This window comes from Pseudomonas sp. Rh2 (assembly GCF_040762985.1).
Lineage (GTDB): Bacteria > Pseudomonadota > Gammaproteobacteria > Pseudomonadales > Pseudomonadaceae > Aquipseudomonas > Aquipseudomonas taiwanensis.
The window spans coordinates 4,507,068-4,524,455 of sequence record NZ_CP142890.1 but is presented as its reverse complement, the minus strand read 5'-3'; the positions used below and the strand labels follow the sequence as shown (position 1 = coordinate 4,524,455).

Here is a 17,388-nt window from a genome sequence, read left to right as displayed (position 1 = left end):
CCGGCGCCTACAAGTGCTATGCCTGTAGGTGCTGGCTTGGCAGTGATCGGGCGCTCGTCAGCGTCCCATCATGTCCTTGACCATCCGCTGCTGCTCCATCACCTCGCGCTGGCGCTGGTCGATCTGCGCCGCCAACGGGAAGTTGCTGCCCGCACGGCGCTTGGCGTAGTCGAGCTGCTGGATCGCCTGGTCGAAATCGCCCACCAGGGTGAAGTACTCCGCGCGGGCGCGATGCAAGCCAATGGTATTGCCTGACAGTCCGCGAACTTCAGCCACGTCGTACCACACGTCCGGGTCGTCCGGGCGGCTCTTGAGCAGGTCATCCAGAACTTTTTCCGCCTCGGCTGGCTTGCCCTGCTTGACCAGCAGGTCGGCACGCACTTGTTTCAACGGATAATTGCCCGGGTACAAACCGCGCATCCGCTCCACCCGCTGCATGGCATCGGCCAGGCGGTTGTTGGTAATGTCCAGGTCGATCTGCGCCAGGTTGTAGGTGATGTCGTTGGGTGCCTTGGCCAGCAGCGGCTTGAGGTTCTCCCGCGCTTCATTGAGTTGGCCGCCCTTGATCTGCGCCAGGGCCAGGCCATAGCGGGCGGCGTCCATGTTCGGATTTTCGTCGAGCTGGGCGCGGAAGCGCTTGGCTGCAAGGCCTGGGGTGCCTTCGTAGGTCAATGCCACGCGGGCGCGGATCAGTTGGTAGCGCAGGCTGTCTTCCACCCCCCCCTTGGGCGCCTGTTCGGCGCGGTTGCGGGTGTCGGCGATACGCGACTCGGTCACCGGGTGCGTCAGCAGAAATTCGGGTGGCTTGGCATCGTAGCGGTACTGGCGCGCCAGGCGTTCGAACATCGATGGCATGTTGCGCGGGTCGTAGCCAGCTTTCTCGAGGTTCTGGATGCCGATGCGGTCGGCTTCCTGCTCGTTCTGCCGCGAGAAACGCCGTTGCTCCTGAATGGCCGCTGCCTGGGTGCCGGCGATCACGCCGATGCCGGCATCGCCGCCACCACCTGCGGCCAGCACGATACCAGCCAGCAGCGCTGCCATCATCGGCAACTGCATGCGTTGCTGGGCCTCGACGCCGCGGGCGAAGTGGCGCTGGGACAAGTGCGCCAGTTCGTGGGCCAGGACCGAGGCGTATTCGCCTTCGGTCTGGGCATTGAGGAACAGGCCACCGTTGACCCCGACGATGCCGCCAGGCGCTGCAAAGGCGTTGAGTTCGCGGCTGTCGATCAGAATGAACTCAAGGCGTCGGTCTTGCAGTTGGCTGGTTTCGGCCAGCCGGTACACGCTGGTTTCGACGTAGTCTTTGAGTTGTGGGTCGTTCAGCTGGTTGACGTTGCCGCGCAACAGGCTCAGCCAGGCGCGGCCAAGCTGGTGCTCCTGCTGCGGCGAGACGATTGCTGAACTGGCGTCGCCCAGTGACGGCAGGTCGTCGGCGTGGCCGGGAAGGGCCATCAGGCAGGCCAGCGTCAGCAGGGTAGGGCGCAGTAGATTCATGCACGAAGCTCGCGTCGGATCAAAGCCCCTACTGTAGCCCGCTCACACGTTGGCGACCAGTGGCGGTATCCTAGCGAACCTGCCTGACCAAGCCTCTGGAGACGCCTGCAATGAGTGACACCCTGACCTGCGACGCCGAACTCGACGCCAGCGGGCTGAACTGCCCGCTGCCCCTGCTCAAGGCGAAGATGGAGCTTAACCGCCTGGCCAGTGGCGCGGTGCTCAAGGTGGTCGCCACCGATGCCGGCTCGCAGCGCGACTTCCGCACTTTTGCCCAGCTGGCCGGTCATACCCTGCTGCACGAAACGGCCGAGGCCGGCGTCTTCACCTACTGGCTGCGCAAGGCCTGAGTCTCAATCAAGGATCGTCAATGTTCAAAGTGCTTCGCGACTGGATACAGCGCTACTTCTCCGATGAGGAGGCGGTGGTGCTGGCGGTCCTGCTGTTCCTGGCCTTCACGGCGGTGCTGACCCTTGGCGGCATGTTGGCGCCGGTGCTCGCGGGCCTGGTGCTGGCCTTCCTGATGCAGGGGCTGGTCAACGCCCTGGAGCGCCTGCGGGTACCTACGCGGGTGGCGGTAAGCGTGGTGTTCGCGCTGTTCATGGGGGCTTTGGCGGTGGTCCTGCTGGTGCTGGTACCGTTGCTCTGGCACCAGTTGATCACGCTGTTCAACGAGTTGCCGGGGATGTTGGGCAAGTGGCAGTCGCTGTTGCTGCTGTTGCCAGAGCGCTACCCGCACTTGGTCTCGGATGAGCAGGTGTTGCACGCCATCGAGTCGGTGCGCGGTGAAATCGGCAAGTTCGGCCAGTGGGCGCTGACCTTCTCGCTGTCCAGCCTGCCCTTGCTGGTCAACGCCATGATCTACCTGGTGCTGGTGCCGATTCTGGTGTTCTTCTTCCTCAAGGACCGCGAGTTGATCGCCCGCTGGGTCAGCGGTTACCTGCCGCGTCAGCGCAGCCTGCTCAACCGGGTTGGCAGCGAAATGAACCGGCAGATTGCCAATTATATTCGCGGCAAGGGCATCGAGATCCTGATCTGCGGCATTGCCACTTACATCGCCTTCATCAGCCTGGGACTCAACTATGCCGCGCTGCTGGCACTGTTGGTGGGGCTGTCGGTGGTGGTGCCCTATGTCGGAGCGGTGGTGGTGACCGTGCCGGTGACGCTGATTGCGCTGTTCCAATGGGGCTGGGGTGATCAGTTCATCTACCTGATGACGGTGTACGCGATCATTCAGGCACTCGATGGCAACGTGCTGGTGCCGTTGTTGTTCTCCGAAGCGGTGAGCCTGCATCCGGTGGCGATCATCTGTGCGGTGTTGCTGTTCGGCGGGTTGTGGGGTTTCTGGGGGATCTTCTTCGCGATCCCGCTGGCGACGTTGATCAAGGCGGTACTGGATGCCTGGCCGCGGCAGGAGCCTAGCGTTTCGCCGATGTTGTAATCTGGGGGGGCTGCAGGGCAGCCCCATCAGGCTCAAGCCTTGTTCAATGCCTGGGCCGCCGCCAACACGGCGTCCACATGCCCCGGCACCTTCACCCCACGCCATTCCTGGCGCAGCACACCGTCCTTGTCGATCAGGAAGGTGCTCCGGTCGACGCCCAGGTACTCCTTGCCATACAGCTTCTTCAGCTTGATCACGTCGAACAATTGGCAAAGCGCCTCGTCCTTGTCGCTGATCAGCTCGAACGGGAAGCCCTGCTTGGCCTTGAAATTCTCATGGGACTTGATGCCATCGCGGGAAACACCGAACACCACGGTGTTGGCGGCCTCGAAGGCTGCGTGCTGGTCACGGAAACCCTGGCCTTCGGTGGTGCAGCCCGGCGTGCTGTCCTTCGGGTAGAAGTACAGCACCACTTGGCGGCCCTTGAGCGCAGCGAGGCTCACGGCCTGGCCACTGGTGGCCTGGGCCTGGAAATCGGCGACGGGTTTGTCGAGTTCTACGGCCATGGGAAGCTTCCTTACATGGGGTTCTGTGGGCGCCAAGGCTCGATCAAGGCATCCAGGTTCAGGGCATCGGCGAAGTCGAGGAACTGGTCGCGCAGCCAGCTGATCTGGGTGCCGGCCGGCAGGATCACGGTGAACTGGGCATTGAGCATGCTGCTACCGGTCTGCGGCGCCAGGTAGGTGTCGCAGGTCAAGGCTTCCAGTTCGACGCGGTGGTCAAGGAAGAACTGGCACAGCTCGCTGATGATATCCGGGCGGTAGGCGGCGCTGATGTAGGCGACGTATGGCAGGGCCTGGGGGCGTACCTCCTGGTCGGCGCTGCGCACTACATCGAGGGTCAGGCCGTGTTTCTTGCCCAGGCCCGGCAGCATGGCTTCCAGGCGCGCCAGGGCATCCCAGCTGCCACCGACCTGCAGGACCAGGGCGCTGGTCTCGCCATGGCGGCTCAGGCGCGAGGTGACCACCGCGCAGCGGTTTTCGAAGGCGGCGCGGCTGAGGACATTGGCCAGCTCCATGGGGTTGGGCCCCAGGGCGCTGATGACGAGGAATTGTTCGCGGACGGTGGGGGTGGACATGCAGCATTCCTAAAGCGATGAGCGGTCGGCACAGGACGGGCGAAAGCCTCCGGTCGACAGGGCCCCGGGCTCGCATGCGAGGTCGCGGACGCTGGCGGGGAGCAGGGTCGACGGCCCGGCGGGCCGTGCTGCACCGATCAAAGGATCAAGGGTAGCGAAAACCGACGCGAAGGGGAATGCTCCGCCCGCCTGCTTCGCTTGTGCAAGGCCGATGCCCCCAGTACCATTACCGCTCTCTTTTTCCGGCAGGAGCAGTTACATGATTGCGGGCAGTATGGTGGCATTGGTCACACCCATGGATGCACAAGGGCGTCTTGATTGGGACAGCCTCGACAAACTTGTAGACTTCCACCTGGAAAACGGCACCCATGCGATCGTCGCAGTCGGCACTACCGGTGAGTCGGCCACGCTGGATGTCGAAGAACACATCCTGGTCATCAAGCACGTGGTCGAGCGCGTCAAGCACAGCAAGAAGCCGATTCCGGTCATCGCCGGTACTGGTGCCAACTCCACCGCTGAAGCCGTGCACCTGACCCAGAACGCCAAGAACGCTGGCGCCGACGCCTGCCTGCTGGTGGTCCCGTACTACAACAAGCCGACCCAGGAAGGCCTGTACCAGCACTTCAAGCACATCGCCGAAGCCGTCGACATCCCGCAGATCCTCTATAACGTACCCGGCCGCACCTCCTGCGACATGCAGGCCGAGACCGTGATCCGCCTGTCGAAGGTCAAGAACATCATCGGTATCAAGGAAGCCACTGGCGACCTGCAGCGTGCCAAGGCCATCCTCGATGGCGTCGACAAGGACTTCATCGTCATGTCTGGCGACGACCCGACCGCTGTCGAGCTGATCCTGATGGGCGGCAAGGGCAACATCTCCGTTACCGCCAACGTCGCCCCGCGCGAAATGGCCGACCTGTGCGAGGCCGCCCTTGAGGGCAATGCCGAGAAGGCCCGTGCAATCAACGAAAAACTCATGCCGCTGCACAAAGACCTGTTCTGCGAGTCCAACCCGATCCCGGTGAAATGGGCGCTGGTGGAAATGGGCCTGATGCAGAAGGGCATCCGCCTGCCGCTGACCTGGCTGAGCGAAGGCTGTCACGAAAAAGTCCGTACTGCCTTGCGCCAGTCCGGCGTACTGGTTTAATCGAGGAAGTACACCGCATGAAGCGACTGGCTGGTCTTTCCACGCTCGCCCTGATCATCTCCAGCACCAGTGGTTGTGGCTGGTTGTGGGGCGAGGATGGCTATTTCCGCGACCGCGGCAGCGACTACCTGCAAGCGCACCCGACCGCGCCGATGCAGCTGCCGCCGGACGCCAGCAACGTCAAGCGCCTTGACCCGCTGTTGCCGATCCCCCGCAACGTCGCCGACGACCGCGCCACTGGCGAGTTCGAAGTGCCACGTCCGCAACCACTGACCGCTGCGGCCGAAGCCAGCGACTACAGCCTGCAACGCAGCGGCAACAGCCGTTGGGTGCTGGCCCAGCACTCGCCTGCCGAGGTGTGGCCGGTGGCCCGTCAGTTCTTCGAGGACAATGGTTTCCGCATTGCCGAAGAGCGCCCGCAGACCGGTGAATTCAACACCACCTGGCAGCGCTTCGACGAACTGTCCGCTTCGCTCGGCCAGCGCCTGGCGAGCACCGCCAGCAGCGGCGACAGCGAAGTGCGCGTACGTGTTCGCATGGAACCCGGCGTGCAGCGCAACACCTCCGAGGTGTACGTCGTCAGCGTCGAGCGCCCGGCCGGTAGCACCGCCGAGCCTGACTTCCCGTCCAGCTCCAGCAATACCGGCGCCGATGCCCTGCTGGTCGATGAAATGCTTGCCAGCATGAACCGCAGCGCCGAGAAGGGCGGTTCGGTTTCGCTGCTCGCGGCCCGCGACTTCGATGCTCCGAGCCGCGTCAGTCTGAGCGAAGACGGCAGTGGCAACCCGGTGCTGTACCTGGGCGCCGACCTGGACCGCGCTTGGTCCAGCGTAGGCCGTGCCCTGGAGCAGGGTGGCGAGTGGCGTGTCGAGGACATCAACCGCAGTCTGGGCCTGTACTACATCAACCTGTCGGAAAAGCCTGAAGACAAGCAGAACGAGCCTGGTTTCTTCGGCCGCATGTTCGGCAGCGAGCCAACCAAGGAAGAACGTGAAGCCCGTGCCGAGCGTTATCAGGTCCGCCTGAGCAAGGTGGGCGAGAGCGTGCAGGTAACGGTCGAGAAGAACATCAACACCGTGGCTCCGGCCGATGTTGCCCGCCGCGTGCTGAGCGCCATTCAGGACCACCTGGGCTAAGTGCGCTTCGCGGTACTCGGAAGCGGCAGCCAGGGAAATGGCACGCTGATCGCCAGTGGTGACACCTTCATCCTGGTCGATTGTGGCTTTTCCCTGCGTGAAACCGAGCGACGCCTGGCGCTGCTCGGTGTGTCGCCGGCCCAGCTGAGCGCGGTGCTGGTGACCCACGAACATGCCGACCACGTGCATGGGGTGGGCTTGCTGTCACGGCGCTACAATGTACCGGTCTACCTCAGCCAGGGCACCTTGCGCGGTTTGCGCAAGCCGGTGGAGGTGGCCAGTTTTCTCGCCTGTGGCGACTGCTTGCGTATCGGCAGCCTGGAAGTCAGCGCGCTGCGGGTCGAGCACGATGCATTCGAACCGTTGCAGTATGTGTTCAGCGATGGGCGCCGACGGTTTGGCATGCTGACCGACCTGGGCTCGTACGACAGGCACCTGGTCGAGCGTTACCAAGGCCTGGATGCATTGCTCATCGAGGCCAACCATTGCCGCGACCTGCTTGCCCGCGGCCATTACCCGCACTTCTTGAAGTTGAGGGTCGGCGGCAGCCAAGGACATTTGAACAACCACCAGGCAGCAAACCTGGTGGCCGAGCTGGGCTGGCAGCACCTGCAACACCTGGTGCTGGCCCACCTCAGCAGCAAGAACAACCTGCCACAACTGGCCCGCCAGTGCTTTGTCGACACCCTTGGGTGCGACCCGGACTGGCTCCAGGTGGCGAATCAGGAACACGGGCTCGACTGGCGTGAAATCGCCTAGCCCAACAACTCAAGCAAGCGGAGCCCTCCATCATGGAAAAACGCGACGAACTCTACCGCGGCAAAGCCAAATCGGTTTACAAGACCGACGACGCCGACCGCTTGATCCTGCTGTTCCGTAACGACACCTCGGCGTTCGACGGCAAGCGTATCGAACAGCTCGACCGCAAAGGCATGGTGAACAACAAGTTCAACGCCTTCATCATGCAGAAACTGGAAGAAGCCGGCGTGCCGACCCAGTTCGACAAGCTGCTGGGCGACAACGAGTGCCTGGTCAAGAAGCTGGACATGATTCCGGTCGAGTGCGTGGTGCGTAACTACGCAGCGGGCAGCCTGGTCAAGCGCCTGGGCGTGGAAGAGGGCATCAAGCTCGAGCCGTCCACCTTCGAGCTGTTCCTGAAGAACGACGAGAAGGGCGACCCGTTCATCAACGAATCCCACGTCGTTGCCTTCGGTTGGGGCACCGCCGAGCAGCTGTCAGAGATGAAAAAGCTGTCGCTAAAGGTCAACGAGGTACTGACCAAGCTGTTTGACGACGCAGGCCTGCTGCTGGTCGACTTCAAGCTGGAGTTCGGCGTGTTCCACGGCCAGATCGTCCTGGGCGACGAGTTCAGCCCCGACGGCTGCCGCCTGTGGGACAAAGAAACCCGTAAGAAGATGGACAAGGACCGCTTCCGCCAAGGTCTGGGCGACGTGATCGAAGCCTACGAAGAAGTTGCCAAGCGCCTGGGCGTGCCGCTGTAAGGCGCATGTTCACGCAAGCGCCTGATACCACGCGATTTTTTTGCAAATAAAGGTTTGCGTTTTCAGAATTCGCTGGTATGATGCGCGGCATTGGAGAGATGCCGGAGTGGTCGAACGGGACGGATTCGAAATCCGTTGTACTGGCAACAGTACCTAGGGTTCAAATCCCTATCTCTCCGCCATACATGTGAAGCGCGAAACCCCTGATTCCTGATAAGGAGTCAGGGGTTTTGTGTTTTTGGGGCGCGTTCAGGGTCCGCGTTTTACCCGGCCACTGCAGGCCCTGCCATTACGTCTTGTACCCCATCCCCTGAAAGACGGCCCCGTCTCGAACGTGGTGGTTGCACCACGTGGGTATTGCGCATTTCCCGAAGTCGGCTAAATTGTACAAAAACCTATACAAAAATTAGGTGTTGTACATGTATTGCGAATGGCCTTTGACGTTGTACTTCGACGGTGCTTGCCCACTGTGCGCCAGGGAAATCGCTTTCCTGCGGCGGCGGTCGACGGGGGGCAGGCTGCTTCTGGTAGACATCGGAGATGCGGATTTCGACCCCGGATCGTTGGGCGTCACTGTCGAGCAACTGAAGGCTTCTTTGCATGGGAGGTTCGCCAATGGGCTATGGGTCACCGGCTTGGACGCGACCCTATGGAGCTGGCGGGCCGCAGGGGTGGGCATGTATGTTGCGCCACTGGCCTGGCGCCCTTTACGCCCACTGCTTGCCGGTTGTTACAGGCTTTTCTGTCGCTTGAGGCCACACTTGGCGTGGCTACCCCATCCCGACGGTGCTCTTCGTTGCACCCGTGAGGCGTCCAAATGTACCCATCGTTAGCTGCGTATTACCGCGACATTCTTATCGGCATTGGAGAAAACCCGCAGCGCGAAGGGCTTTTGGATACGCCTCAGCGTGCGGCAAAAGCAATGCAGCACCTCTGCAACGGTTATACCTTGAAGCTTGACGAGGTCATAAACGGTGCTTTGTTCGAGTCTCAGAACGATGAAATGATCGTGGTCCGTGACATTGAGCTTTATTCACTGTGCGAACACCACTTATTGCCATTTATCGGCAAGGCTCATGTCGCCTACCTGCCGACAGGACGGGTGCTCGGCCTATCGAAGGTTGCTCGTGTGGTCGACATGTTCGCGCGTCGTTTGCAGATACAGGAAAACTTAACGCGGCAAATCGCCTGTGCCATCCAGGATATTACCGATGCTGCCGGGGTGGCAGTGGTTATTGAAGCAAAGCATATGTGCATGATGATGCGCGGTGTCGAGAAGCAGAACTCCGTCATGCTGTCATCTGTGATGTTGGGCGAATTTCGCGACTCACCGACGACCCGACAAGAGTTTCTTCAGCTCATCGGGCAGAAATAACTGACACCGGTATGAAAAGAAGCGTCTGGTTGACTGGTCCATTGGGTGCCGGTCGAAGAGGGTCATTCAAATGAATTCAGTATCTACCCCGTTATCGCCCAGCCGCTTTGCTGTCCTTGGTTACGGCGGTTTGCTGCCGTTTATTGGATTAACGTTGCTTGTCCTTTTTTATGCTCAATACCGGTCGTTGTGGTCGGCTATGCTGGTGAGCTATGGCGCTGTGATATTGAGCTTCATCGGCGCCTTGCACTGGGGATTCGCCATGGCCGTGCAGGGTATGCTCGCTGAGCATCGTCGAGCGCGGCTCGTGTGGAGCGTCATACCTGCCCTTGTTGGTTGGGTCAGTACACTTGTCGCCGTGCCATTGGGCTGTTTGATGTTGACTGCCGGTTTTATCGTTCATCTTTGGCAGGACCAGAAATTGGCGCAAGCGTTGCCTCGATGGTACTTGCCGATGCGAGGGTATTTAACCCTTGTGGTGAGCCTCTGCTTGCTGCTCAGCGCATTTGCCGTGTTGTTTGAGTTCTAGCCGATCTACATGGCGGAGCCCGATCGGCTTGCACGAAGACGCCGTGCACGGCGTGCGGGCGGATGTTTTCAGCGCCAGCCCATCATCCAGGTCTCTGAGTCGCGCAGTGTTCGCCAATCCAGCCATTGGCTACGGCCACTGTGCACCGCTTCCAGTTCGACACGCAGCAAGATGCCATCGTCGTCGAGCTCAAGGTCCGTCACCAGGAAGTGCTTTTCTTTATTCTCAGGGTGCCGCGCGGTCCATTTGGAGAGCTTTAATTTCGCAGGTGCAATGCGATTCATCAGGCGGTCCTCCGGTGGGCTGTTGCAGTGTTGATCGAGGCTAAACCTGTACAAGGTCAGAGCACGATATAGTCGCTGTATTGCCGTAAGCCGTCATGGGGCCCTTCGATCAGGTGCACGTAACGGCCGTTCACCCACTCAATCGGCAAACAGTCGTCGACTTCCAGTACCGTATCGATATGCTGCTTGAGCCAGTTTGCCTGCAGGCGTCGTTTGCCCAGACGCTTGGCCTCTGCCTTGTCCCTGGCCACCACCAGCAGGTAACGGTGGGCCTCGCCAAACACCCCGTCCTCATAGCCTCCAAGGTTGATGAAGAACAGTCGAGGGTCATCCGACCCAGGCGCCGCCTGACTGAACTCGACGCGGTAGTGGTCGACACCGCTGACTTCGATCCACGAGTCGATGTGCAGGCCCTGGCGGCTCCCGAACCAGCCTTGGCACAGTTGTGGGTACGTTTGCTCGAGTGAGTCGGCCTGTGCAAACAGCACGTCGTGTACCTCGATACGTGCCCGTGGATGGCGACCACCGAGCATGACTATGTACAGCATGAGCGAATCCTTCTTTCCGGCTTGGCCTCGTGCGGTGCCCAGGCCGTTGCCTGACCGGGGGCACTGCGCATGGAAATCTATGCAAGTAAGTATAATATCTGTACGTGGTGCTATATTTGTACAGAATTATGGGGTGCTGCTCGTTGGGCTGCGGTCGGCGGGCGGCACTGGACGACTGGATGCACCTCATGGATGACGACACCCTGATCAGCCGCCTCGAACGCAAGCCGACCAGGCGTGGAGAGCGGTCGATCCAACCTATTTTCCGCCACCTGTCCGAGGGTACATCATGAACTTGATCGCGCTTACCCAACTGGTATCGACCGGCGAAGCAAAGGAATTGGAACTGTTGTCGCTGGAGGGTGGCTTCTACGTCCTCCGTGCCTTGACCGACGCCGGTCCCGTGACATTGAGCGATGCCCATGGGCAACCGGTTCGCGTGCGCTCGACGACCGAGCTGCGGCACTTGCTGGCCGACATGCCACCGATTCCCTGCATGTTGGTCCAACAGGTGGTGCACGACGAGATGTGCGGGCAGCGTAACGGCCCCGCTGCGCCGCTGCGTGTCCCGATAACACTGACCAGCCAGTGGTAGCCTGAACGCTGCGCCTGTGCAACGTGATTCACTGTTATCAGGCGGTACACCGCGGACAGGAACACGTCCGCATCCGTGTCAGCGGGTGTCGATTTGCGTCTGCAACTGTCCGCCGACAATGGATAGTTCTTTGAGCTGTTCCCCCTCGCGCAGTACGAATAGCGCGTCCATCCCGCGTTCCTGAGCCAGGCGCGGGCCTTCGGTCTCGCCCAGGACCATGAGCGCCGTGGCCCAGGCATCGGCGAGCATGCACGAGGCCGCCACCACGGTGACGGCGGCGAGCGGACTGCACAGCGGCGCGCCGGTGGCCGGGTTCATGGTGTGAGCATAGGACTGACCGGCCACGTCGACCCAGTGTCGATAGTCGCCGGAAGTCGCGATTGAGGCATCACTGAGTTCCATCACGCCCATGACTTCACGCACGCCTCGTTTGGGCTTTTCCAGGGCCACGGCCCAGCTTTGGCCGTCAGGTTTGAGACCGCGGGCGCGCATCTCGCCATCGATACCGACCAGGTAGCGAGTGATACCCAGAGTCTCCAGGCAACGGGCCAGTTCATCCACGCCAAAACCTTTGGCGATGCCACTCAAGTCAAGGTTCAACGGCTCGCGCTTGAGCACCTGATTGCGTTGTGGATCAACCACCAATGCGGCGCTGGCTAACAGCCGGGCGCCCGGCGTCAGGGTGCCGATCGCCTGCGCGGTGACCGTCTGCTTCCCTGGGCCGAAGCCCCAGGCGTTCACCAGGTCACCGACAGCGATGTCGAAGGCACCGCCGGATTGCTGGCTGACGTGCAATGCAGCAGTCAGGACCGTTGTCAGTTCCTTGGGCACCGGCACCCATTGCTGCTCGGGGGCTGCATTGAGGCGGTTGAGGTCCGAGTCGGGTTTCCAGGTAGACATCTGCTGATCCACCCGGGCCACGGCGCGGGTCAGGCGCAACCTAACTTCGTCGATATCGAGCCCGGCGGCGGCATAAAAAAGGGCGGTATAGCGGGTACCCATGGTTTCGCCGTTCAGGCTGTAGCGCTTCAGTTCAGTAGACATCTTCACGGTAGCGTCCTTGTGCCCTGAGGGTCAGTACACTGAGGTTAAGCGGCGCCAATACTTCATCAAGGGCCTGCTTGACGCCCTTGGCCATTTCGCGGCTGCCACACACCAGTACTTGGGCACCTTTTTCAAACAGCCTGCGCAAGGCCAGGGCATCGCTGATCAGCCTGTCCTGCACGTAGCTGCGGTCCTGGACCTGAGAAAAGGCGGCTCGCAGTGCCGTTAGGCGGCGGTCGGACAAATATTGGTTGAGCTGCGGTTCGTAGAGAAAGTCCGAGGCTGGGTTGCGGCCGCCCCAATACAAGTGCATCGGGTGTCGGGCCTTGTTGTTGCGGATAAAGCCGGCCAGAGGACCGATACCGGTACCGGCGCCGATCAGGATCACCGGGTGCACGCCCGACGCGGGACGAAATTGCGGGTTGGGCTGGATGAAGGCTTCGATCTGCGCGCCGATGTCCAGGCCATGAAGATACTCCGAGCACAGGCCAGCGGTGTGTTTACGCACACAGATCTCCAACGTGCCGTCTTGGGAACCGCTGGCCAGCGAGTAGAGGCGGGGGATTGGGCTGCCCGGGGGGAAAATCCCTACCAGGTCGCCGGCCAGGAAGCCTGGCAGTTCGCCGCAAGCCTTGAAGCGCAGGATATGGGTAGGTGCGTTCACTTCTTCGCCATAGGTGATCCGCTCTGTCAACTGCAATGAATGGGTACGCGGCTGTTGCGGGGTGTGAACCAGTGCCAACTCCTGTCCCAACACGTCGCTCAACGCGTGGCCCCAGCGAGCGAACTCCTGAGAAGACTGGCGGTTGATGGTTTCCAGTCCCAGCAATGGCGAGCCACCGGCCTGCACCATTGCATCCTGCACTTGGTACGCGTACTGACAGAACTGCGCAAACTGGCGATCGCCCAGGCCCAGCACTGCGAAGGGCAGGCCGGGCTTGAGGCCGGTTTTGGCGAGCCGCGCGAGGAACTGCGAAGCCGAAGCCGGCGCATCGCCGTCTCCGTGGGTCGCTGTGAGGATGAACACCCGTTGGGCATTACGGTAATCGGCCGACCATTCATTCATCGCCGTGCTGTGCACTTGATGGCCACTCTGGTGCAAGGCGTCATGCAAGGTCTTGGCAAAACCCCAGGTGCTGTTGTTTTCACTGCCAACCAGAATCACGCTGTCGGCGGAGTGAGCCGGGCTGTTGTGGCGGATGCTCGGGCCGGCTTTGCGGCGGCGCCACCATAACACTATGCCGGTCACGCTCATCAACGGCACGCAGAGGGCGCATAGCCCCAGCGGCAGGCCCAGCCACCAGAGGCCTTCGCCTGTGTGCAACTGGTAGACCAGTTCGTAGAGGTTGTGCATCGAATCATGCGTTTGATAGGACAGTAAGGCGCCGCTGGCCTGGTCCACATAGCCGTCGCCCTGGCCCGTGCGCAGGGAAAACACATCGTGGGGGTTGCCGGGACTCGGGTAGACCAACTCGCGCAGGTCGTTCAGGTCGGTGGCCTGCAAGGCTTGCAGCTTCGCCACCGGCAAAGTCGGGCCGGCATTGAGGTGAGTGGGGAAGGCGGGTTCATGTTGATTGCCCTCAGCGATCAAACCAAAGGTGGTGGCGGACATATAGAGCCCGGTCAATGCCGACAGCAGCATCCCAAGCAAGGCCAGTCGCCCGACTTCAGCGTGCCAGCGCTGGCTGAAAGTACCCCGCAGCGGCCGCAGCAGGTTGTGCCAGCCACCCAGGCGCCGGGCCAGCAATAGCGCGCCGGACACTGACAACGTCAGTATGAACAGGGCACCGATAGCCGACACTCCATGTCCCGGTGTGCCGAGCAATAACGAGCGGTGCAGGTTTTTCATCCAGCGGGAGAACGCGGATGGTTCGTAAGGGGCGAGGCCTTGGCCGGTCAGAGGGTCGACCTTTTCCGCTCGGGCCTGGCCATTCTGGTTGTAGTAGACGATCACCGTGCCGGACGCTGAGCGTTGGATCTGCTCCACGCCTGTAAAGTGGTTGGCAACGCGATCTGCCAGTTGGGCGACGGTGCGTTCTCCGGCAGAGGTGGACGTGGCGTGTAGGCGTTCCAGCGCTGGCTCGACAGACAGGATCGCGCCGCTCATGGCCAATACCATGACCAACAGCGCGGCGATCAGGCCAGGAAGAGAATGGAACTGGCGAAGCATGTTCAGCCTCCAGCGGTGGCGGGTGTTACAGATCGTAAGTAAAGGTGTCGACGTAGACACTGCCGGCCGCGGGCTTGCCTGAGCCCTTGGACGTCAGGGGTACGCTCACATCGCCGCGGGCGTCACGTTTGTCCTCCACCGCGCTGTCGATGCGAATCTGATACCCGGCATCGATCAGGGTGTCTGCCAGTTCCACGCTGACGTTGAGCGTGCTTCCACTGCCGACACTGGCGCCGCTGACCCCATCGAACTCACTCGGGTTCATGCCGCTGCCACGGGCCCAGTCGCCCAAGTGTTTGTAATATTTGGCCTTCTTGCCGGCTACCCAGAGGGTTTTCTGATATTGGCCATTGGCATCGGTGACGTAGATCGCCAGGTAGGCATCGTTACCGCTGTAGTCCTTGAGTTGTGTGGTCAAGGCCACTTCGCGGGCCTGGGCCAGCGCCGGCAGCGCAATGGCGCCGACGAGGCAGGTTGCTGCAATGATCTTTTTCATGAAAGCGTCCTGTTGATCGTTGGATCGAGAGTCTGGACCTGCTTGCTGACAGCAACCTGAAACTCATCGACAGGTGAGGCGTCGTTCGGCGCGAGGGCTGCGGCCAGGGCGTAACCGCTGACCAGCAGGCTCAACTGCCTGGCATTGGCGATACAATCTGATTTCATGATCTATCTCCTGCCGGGGTCGGTGTCTGTGGCATACCCTAAGGTGCATTCCTGACAACCAGCTGAATCTTCAGATTCACGTCAGCTAGGACGATTAAGGTGCCGCCCGACAACCATCACAGGAGGTGTCAGATGCGAGTTCTATTGGTCGAGGACGCTCCAGGCTTGGGGGAAGCGGTGCGCGAGCAGATTGCCGATGACGGCCACGCCGTCGATTGGGTGCAGCGCCTGGATCACGCACGCACTAGCGTCCGTACTACGCCTTACGACTTGATTCTGCTGGACCTGATGCTCCCGGATGGGCTTGGCCTGGATTTTCTGCGTCAACAACGCTCGGCAGGGGAGGTGACGCCGGTGATCATCCTGACCGCACAGGACCAGATATCCGATCGTATCGCGGGTCTCAATGCCGGTGCCGATGACTACCTGGTTAAACCGTTCGACCTGTTTGAGCTCTCGGCCCGTGTAGCGGCGGTGGCCCGACGTTATAGCGGCAACCCCAATCCACAGATCAAGCTCGGCGACTTGCAGGTCGACATGAGTGCCCGTACGGTGCAGCGCAGCGGTGCGACGGTGGACCTCACGGCGCGGGAGTGGGCGCTGTTCGAGGCGTTTGTACAACGCCCCGGTGCGCTGCTGTCCAAATCGCAGCTTGAAGAGCGGCTGTATGCCTTCGGCGCCGAAATCGAAAGCAATACCATCGAGGTCTACATCAGCCGCCTACGTAAAAAACTTGGGCGCGACCTGATTGAAACCGTGCGGGGCATGGGCTACCGGTTGATGTCCGCATGAAGCCGTCTTCGAGCCTGCAAATACGTCTCGGCCTGGGGCTAACCCTGGGAATGACTTTACTCTGGCTGCTGGCGACAGTTGGTGCCTGGCTGGTGGTGCGACACGAGTTGAACGAAGCGTTCGACGGCGCGTTGGAAGAGACAGCGCAACGCATCCTGCCTTTGGTCGAGCTGGAAATCAGCAATCGGCAAGCGCCTCGGACTGCGCAGCACGTTGCGACCCTGAAAATGCACAAGGAATACCTGACGTACCTGGTGCGCGATGCCAAGGGCAAGATTCTGATGCAGTCTCACGACGCCAATCCGGAGATCTTCAATCGACAACCCACCGAAGGTTTTTCCACTTCTGAAAAGTACCGACTGTATGGCGCCAGTGCACTGCGCCAGACGTTGTTCATCGAGATTGCCGAACCGCTTGGTCACCGTCGCGAAGCCGCGCGGGAGGCCTTGTTTGCGTTGTTGTTGCCTTTGTTGGTGTTGATTCCTATCAGCCTGCTGGGCACCTGGTTATTTGTGCGTTTCAGCCTTGGCAGCGTGCTGGCTTACCGCCGTGCTATCGAAGCGCGTGGTGTGGGTGATCTGTCGCCGATCAAGGTGGAGCACCTGCCGGCTGAAATCGATCCGCTGGCTGAGGCGGTCAATCACCTGCTGGAGCGCTTGCGCAATGCCCTGGAGGCCGAGCGCAGCTTTACCGCCAACAGTGCCCACGAACTACGCACACCGTTGGCCTCGACCCTGGCGCAGATCCAGCGGTTACACCGTGAAGCGCCCGACGGTCCATTACGAAGGCGTGCGCAGAAGATCGAGAACGCGTTGCGCGAGCTTTCACGGCTTTCAGAAAAACTCATGCAGCTGGCCAAAGCCGAGGGCGGCGGGCTGTTGTCCGAAACGCCACAGGACCTGATTCCATTGCTTGCCCACGGAGTGGACGAGTGGAACCAACGCAGCGGGCAGCGCATTGAGTTGCAACTGCCAAGCCAGACGGGTGTCTACTCGATCATCGACCCGGATGCCTTTGGCATTCTGCTGCGCAACCTGATTGAAAATGCGCTGAAGTATGGAGCAACGGACCAACCGGTCGAAGTCAGCCTGACCGAACAAGCACAGCTACGGGTTATCAATAGCGGCCCAACGGTGCCGAAGTCTACCTTGGAGCACCTGACCGAGCGTTTTGTGCGCGGTCACAGTGAGATCAGTGGTTCTGGACTGGGCTTGGCGATTGCCAAAACCATCGTGCAGGGGGTGAATGCCAGCATGAAATTGCGCTCCCCGGCAACAGGTCGAGAAGACGGGTTTGAAGTCTGCATCTGGTTACCGCTTGCCCCCAACCTAAAAGACTGAGATGTCACCGGCGTTCTATTGGTACCATGAATCAGCCCTTGCCGGGAGCACATCACGCCTTGGAAAACGGTAGGTTTTCTGGGGCTTTTCCGTGTTGCGGTCTGAATGTTTTATCCTCCCCAGCGCAGCTTCCTCCAGCAGCGCCTTGGCCATTGGGTCCAGGTCATGCGAGGCCCGGATGAGCGTTCATCGCTGTCCATCGTGCACGCGAGGGGCATGTCCCTTACGTAGCCCAACAGCCTCTGGTGCG

21 protein-coding genes and 1 tRNA gene are annotated in these 17,388 nt (G+C 61.0%); 13 read left to right on the top strand and 9 right to left on the bottom strand.

Translation table 11 applies throughout. From position 1 onward, the window contains the following. Positions 1 to 57: 57 nt before the first annotated feature. The gene (locus VXM67_RS20645) at positions 58 to 1,494 is read right to left on the bottom strand and encodes a M48 family metalloprotease (protein WP_023381879.1); all 1,437 of its coding nucleotides are present in this window, start codon (positions 1,492 to 1,494) and stop codon (positions 58 to 60) included. A gap of 110 nt (positions 1,495 to 1,604) precedes the next feature. Here VXM67_RS20645 and VXM67_RS20640 point away from each other — a divergent pair, with 110 nt between their 5' ends. Continuing rightward, entirely contained in the window at positions 1,605 to 1,844 is a 240-nt protein-coding gene (locus tag VXM67_RS20640) for a sulfurtransferase TusA family protein (RefSeq protein WP_023381878.1), read from the top strand. Between the two features lie 20 nt (positions 1,845 to 1,864). Next, positions 1,865 to 2,935, top strand: coding sequence for an AI-2E family transporter (locus VXM67_RS20635; protein WP_023381877.1), 1,071 nt, complete (start codon positions 1,865 to 1,867; stop codon positions 2,933 to 2,935). A 32-nt stretch (positions 2,936 to 2,967) separates the two neighbouring features. Here the strand turns inward: VXM67_RS20635 and VXM67_RS20630 are convergent, their stop codons facing one another. Together VXM67_RS20630 and VXM67_RS20625 are read right to left on the bottom strand one after the other, a co-directional pair. Next, positions 2,968 to 3,441, bottom strand: coding sequence for a peroxiredoxin (locus VXM67_RS20630; RefSeq protein WP_023381876.1), 474 nt, complete (start codon positions 3,439 to 3,441; stop codon positions 2,968 to 2,970). 11 nt (positions 3,442 to 3,452) lie between these two features. Then, the gene (locus tag VXM67_RS20625) at positions 3,453 to 4,013 is read right to left on the bottom strand and encodes a glycine cleavage system protein R (protein WP_023381875.1); all 561 of its coding nucleotides are present in this window, start codon (positions 4,011 to 4,013) and stop codon (positions 3,453 to 3,455) included. Between the two features lie 259 nt (positions 4,014 to 4,272). Here VXM67_RS20625 and dapA point away from each other — a divergent pair, with 259 nt between their 5' ends. The 8 genes from dapA (at position 4,273) to VXM67_RS20585 (ending at position 9,702) form a co-directional block, all read left to right on the top strand. Continuing rightward, positions 4,273 to 5,160: a 4-hydroxy-tetrahydrodipicolinate synthase gene (gene dapA / locus VXM67_RS20620; RefSeq protein WP_023381874.1), complete on the top strand. Its 888-nt coding sequence runs from the start codon at positions 4,273 to 4,275 to the stop codon at positions 5,158 to 5,160. A gap of 17 nt (positions 5,161 to 5,177) precedes the next feature. Further along, a complete protein-coding gene (gene bamC, locus VXM67_RS20615; protein ID WP_023381873.1) occupies positions 5,178 to 6,296 on the top strand; it encodes an outer membrane protein assembly factor BamC in 1,119 nt (372 codons plus the stop codon). Then, positions 6,297 to 7,055, top strand: coding sequence for an MBL fold metallo-hydrolase (locus tag VXM67_RS20610; RefSeq protein ID WP_367237347.1), 759 nt, complete (start codon positions 6,297 to 6,299; stop codon positions 7,053 to 7,055). Positions 7,056 to 7,087: 32 nt separating this feature from the next. After that, on the top strand, positions 7,088 to 7,798 hold the full coding sequence (gene purC, locus VXM67_RS20605) for a phosphoribosylaminoimidazolesuccinocarboxamide synthase (RefSeq protein WP_104883379.1): 711 nt from the start codon (positions 7,088 to 7,090) through the stop codon (positions 7,796 to 7,798). Between the two features lie 92 nt (positions 7,799 to 7,890). Beyond that, positions 7,891 to 7,980 (top strand) — tRNA-Ser (locus VXM67_RS20600). A 237-nt stretch (positions 7,981 to 8,217) separates the two neighbouring features. Then, positions 8,218 to 8,631, top strand: coding sequence for a thiol-disulfide oxidoreductase DCC family protein (locus VXM67_RS20595; protein WP_023381808.1), 414 nt, complete (start codon positions 8,218 to 8,220; stop codon positions 8,629 to 8,631). Continuing rightward, positions 8,616 to 9,173, top strand: a complete 558-nt coding sequence (folE, locus tag VXM67_RS20590; RefSeq protein WP_023381807.1) for a GTP cyclohydrolase I FolE — start codon at positions 8,616 to 8,618, stop codon at positions 9,171 to 9,173. Before VXM67_RS20595 ends, folE begins: the two co-directional genes overlap by 16 nt. Before the next feature lie 70 nt (positions 9,174 to 9,243). Beyond that, entirely contained in the window at positions 9,244 to 9,702 is a 459-nt protein-coding gene (locus VXM67_RS20585; RefSeq protein WP_027907409.1) for a DUF3429 domain-containing protein, read from the top strand. Positions 9,703 to 9,770: 68 nt separating this feature from the next. Here the strand turns inward: VXM67_RS20585 and VXM67_RS20580 are convergent, their stop codons facing one another. Together VXM67_RS20580 and VXM67_RS20575 are read right to left on the bottom strand one after the other, a co-directional pair. Beyond that, positions 9,771 to 9,986, bottom strand: coding sequence for a TIGR02450 family Trp-rich protein (locus tag VXM67_RS20580; RefSeq protein WP_023381805.1), 216 nt, complete (start codon positions 9,984 to 9,986; stop codon positions 9,771 to 9,773). Positions 9,987 to 10,042: 56 nt separating this feature from the next. After that, positions 10,043 to 10,534, bottom strand: a complete 492-nt coding sequence (locus tag VXM67_RS20575) for a DUF1543 domain-containing protein (RefSeq protein WP_023381804.1) — start codon at positions 10,532 to 10,534, stop codon at positions 10,043 to 10,045. Positions 10,535 to 10,823: 289 nt separating this feature from the next. Between VXM67_RS20575 and VXM67_RS20570 the strand changes: the two genes are divergently transcribed. Continuing rightward, positions 10,824 to 11,129, top strand: coding sequence for a DUF6482 family protein (locus VXM67_RS20570; protein ID WP_023381803.1), 306 nt, complete (start codon positions 10,824 to 10,826; stop codon positions 11,127 to 11,129). A gap of 78 nt (positions 11,130 to 11,207) precedes the next feature. Here the strand turns inward: VXM67_RS20570 and VXM67_RS20565 are convergent, their stop codons facing one another. Genes VXM67_RS20565 through VXM67_RS20550 form a run of 4 tightly spaced genes read right to left on the bottom strand, consistent with a single transcriptional unit; the run spans position 11,208 to position 15,006 of the window. Then, entirely contained in the window at positions 11,208 to 12,173 is a 966-nt protein-coding gene (locus VXM67_RS20565; protein ID WP_023381802.1) for an FAD:protein FMN transferase, read from the bottom strand. Next, positions 12,163 to 14,343 carry a PepSY domain-containing protein gene (locus tag VXM67_RS20560; RefSeq protein ID WP_367237346.1) on the bottom strand — a complete coding sequence of 727 codons (2,181 nt, stop codon included), beginning with the start codon at positions 14,341 to 14,343 and terminating at the stop codon, positions 12,163 to 12,165. The genes VXM67_RS20565 and VXM67_RS20560 overlap by 11 nt, the downstream gene beginning before the upstream one ends. 25 nt (positions 14,344 to 14,368) lie before the next feature. Then, positions 14,369 to 14,839 (bottom strand): DUF2271 domain-containing protein, encoded by a 471-nt coding sequence (locus tag VXM67_RS20555; RefSeq protein WP_027907411.1) that lies wholly within the window; start codon positions 14,837 to 14,839, stop codon positions 14,369 to 14,371. Continuing rightward, on the bottom strand, positions 14,836 to 15,006 hold the full coding sequence (locus VXM67_RS20550; protein ID WP_155950781.1) for a hypothetical protein: 171 nt from the start codon (positions 15,004 to 15,006) through the stop codon (positions 14,836 to 14,838). Before VXM67_RS20550 ends, VXM67_RS20555 begins: the two co-directional genes overlap by 4 nt. A 132-nt stretch (positions 15,007 to 15,138) precedes the next feature. On the opposite strand from VXM67_RS20550, the gene VXM67_RS20545 reads away from it, so the two are divergent. Both VXM67_RS20545 and VXM67_RS20540 read left to right on the top strand, forming a co-directional pair. Next, the gene (locus tag VXM67_RS20545; RefSeq protein WP_023381798.1) at positions 15,139 to 15,798 is read left to right on the top strand and encodes a response regulator transcription factor; all 660 of its coding nucleotides are present in this window, start codon (positions 15,139 to 15,141) and stop codon (positions 15,796 to 15,798) included. Then, positions 15,795 to 17,138: an ATP-binding protein gene (locus VXM67_RS20540; protein WP_027907412.1), complete on the top strand. Its 1,344-nt coding sequence runs from the start codon at positions 15,795 to 15,797 to the stop codon at positions 17,136 to 17,138. Before VXM67_RS20545 ends, VXM67_RS20540 begins: the two co-directional genes overlap by 4 nt. Positions 17,139 to 17,388: the final 250 nt, after the last annotated feature.

What these genes read in the sequence shown, in the direction of transcription:
- VXM67_RS20645 (WP_023381879.1), bottom strand. Translation starts at nt 1,494, where the DNA reads ATGAATCTACTGCGCCCTACCCTGCTGACGCTGGCCTGCCTGATGGCC.
- VXM67_RS20640 (WP_023381878.1), top strand. Translation starts at nt 1,605, where the DNA reads ATGAGTGACACCCTGACCTGCGACGCCGAACTCGACGCCAGCGGGCTG.
- VXM67_RS20635 (WP_023381877.1), top strand. Translation starts at nt 1,865, where the DNA reads ATGTTCAAAGTGCTTCGCGACTGGATACAGCGCTACTTCTCCGATGAG.
- VXM67_RS20630 (WP_023381876.1), bottom strand. Translation starts at nt 3,441, where the DNA reads ATGGCCGTAGAACTCGACAAACCCGTCGCCGATTTCCAGGCCCAGGCC.
- VXM67_RS20625 (WP_023381875.1), bottom strand. Translation starts at nt 4,013, where the DNA reads ATGTCCACCCCCACCGTCCGCGAACAATTCCTCGTCATCAGCGCCCTG.
- dapA (WP_023381874.1), top strand. Translation starts at nt 4,273, where the DNA reads ATGATTGCGGGCAGTATGGTGGCATTGGTCACACCCATGGATGCACAA.
- bamC (WP_023381873.1), top strand. Translation starts at nt 5,178, where the DNA reads ATGAAGCGACTGGCTGGTCTTTCCACGCTCGCCCTGATCATCTCCAGC.
- purC (WP_104883379.1), top strand. Translation starts at nt 7,088, where the DNA reads ATGGAAAAACGCGACGAACTCTACCGCGGCAAAGCCAAATCGGTTTAC.
- VXM67_RS20595 (WP_023381808.1), top strand. Translation starts at nt 8,218, where the DNA reads ATGTATTGCGAATGGCCTTTGACGTTGTACTTCGACGGTGCTTGCCCA.
- folE (WP_023381807.1), top strand. Translation starts at nt 8,616, where the DNA reads ATGTACCCATCGTTAGCTGCGTATTACCGCGACATTCTTATCGGCATT.
- VXM67_RS20585 (WP_027907409.1), top strand. Translation starts at nt 9,244, where the DNA reads ATGAATTCAGTATCTACCCCGTTATCGCCCAGCCGCTTTGCTGTCCTT.
- VXM67_RS20580 (WP_023381805.1), bottom strand. Translation starts at nt 9,986, where the DNA reads ATGAATCGCATTGCACCTGCGAAATTAAAGCTCTCCAAATGGACCGCG.
- VXM67_RS20575 (WP_023381804.1), bottom strand. Translation starts at nt 10,534, where the DNA reads ATGCTGTACATAGTCATGCTCGGTGGTCGCCATCCACGGGCACGTATC.
- VXM67_RS20570 (WP_023381803.1), top strand. Translation starts at nt 10,824, where the DNA reads ATGAACTTGATCGCGCTTACCCAACTGGTATCGACCGGCGAAGCAAAG.
- VXM67_RS20565 (WP_023381802.1), bottom strand. Translation starts at nt 12,173, where the DNA reads ATGTCTACTGAACTGAAGCGCTACAGCCTGAACGGCGAAACCATGGGT.
- VXM67_RS20560 (WP_367237346.1), bottom strand. Translation starts at nt 14,343, where the DNA reads ATGCTTCGCCAGTTCCATTCTCTTCCTGGCCTGATCGCCGCGCTGTTG.
- VXM67_RS20555 (WP_027907411.1), bottom strand. Translation starts at nt 14,839, where the DNA reads ATGAAAAAGATCATTGCAGCAACCTGCCTCGTCGGCGCCATTGCGCTG.
- VXM67_RS20550 (WP_155950781.1), bottom strand. Translation starts at nt 15,006, where the DNA reads ATGAAATCAGATTGTATCGCCAATGCCAGGCAGTTGAGCCTGCTGGTC.
- VXM67_RS20545 (WP_023381798.1), top strand. Translation starts at nt 15,139, where the DNA reads ATGCGAGTTCTATTGGTCGAGGACGCTCCAGGCTTGGGGGAAGCGGTG.
- VXM67_RS20540 (WP_027907412.1), top strand. Translation starts at nt 15,795, where the DNA reads ATGAAGCCGTCTTCGAGCCTGCAAATACGTCTCGGCCTGGGGCTAACC.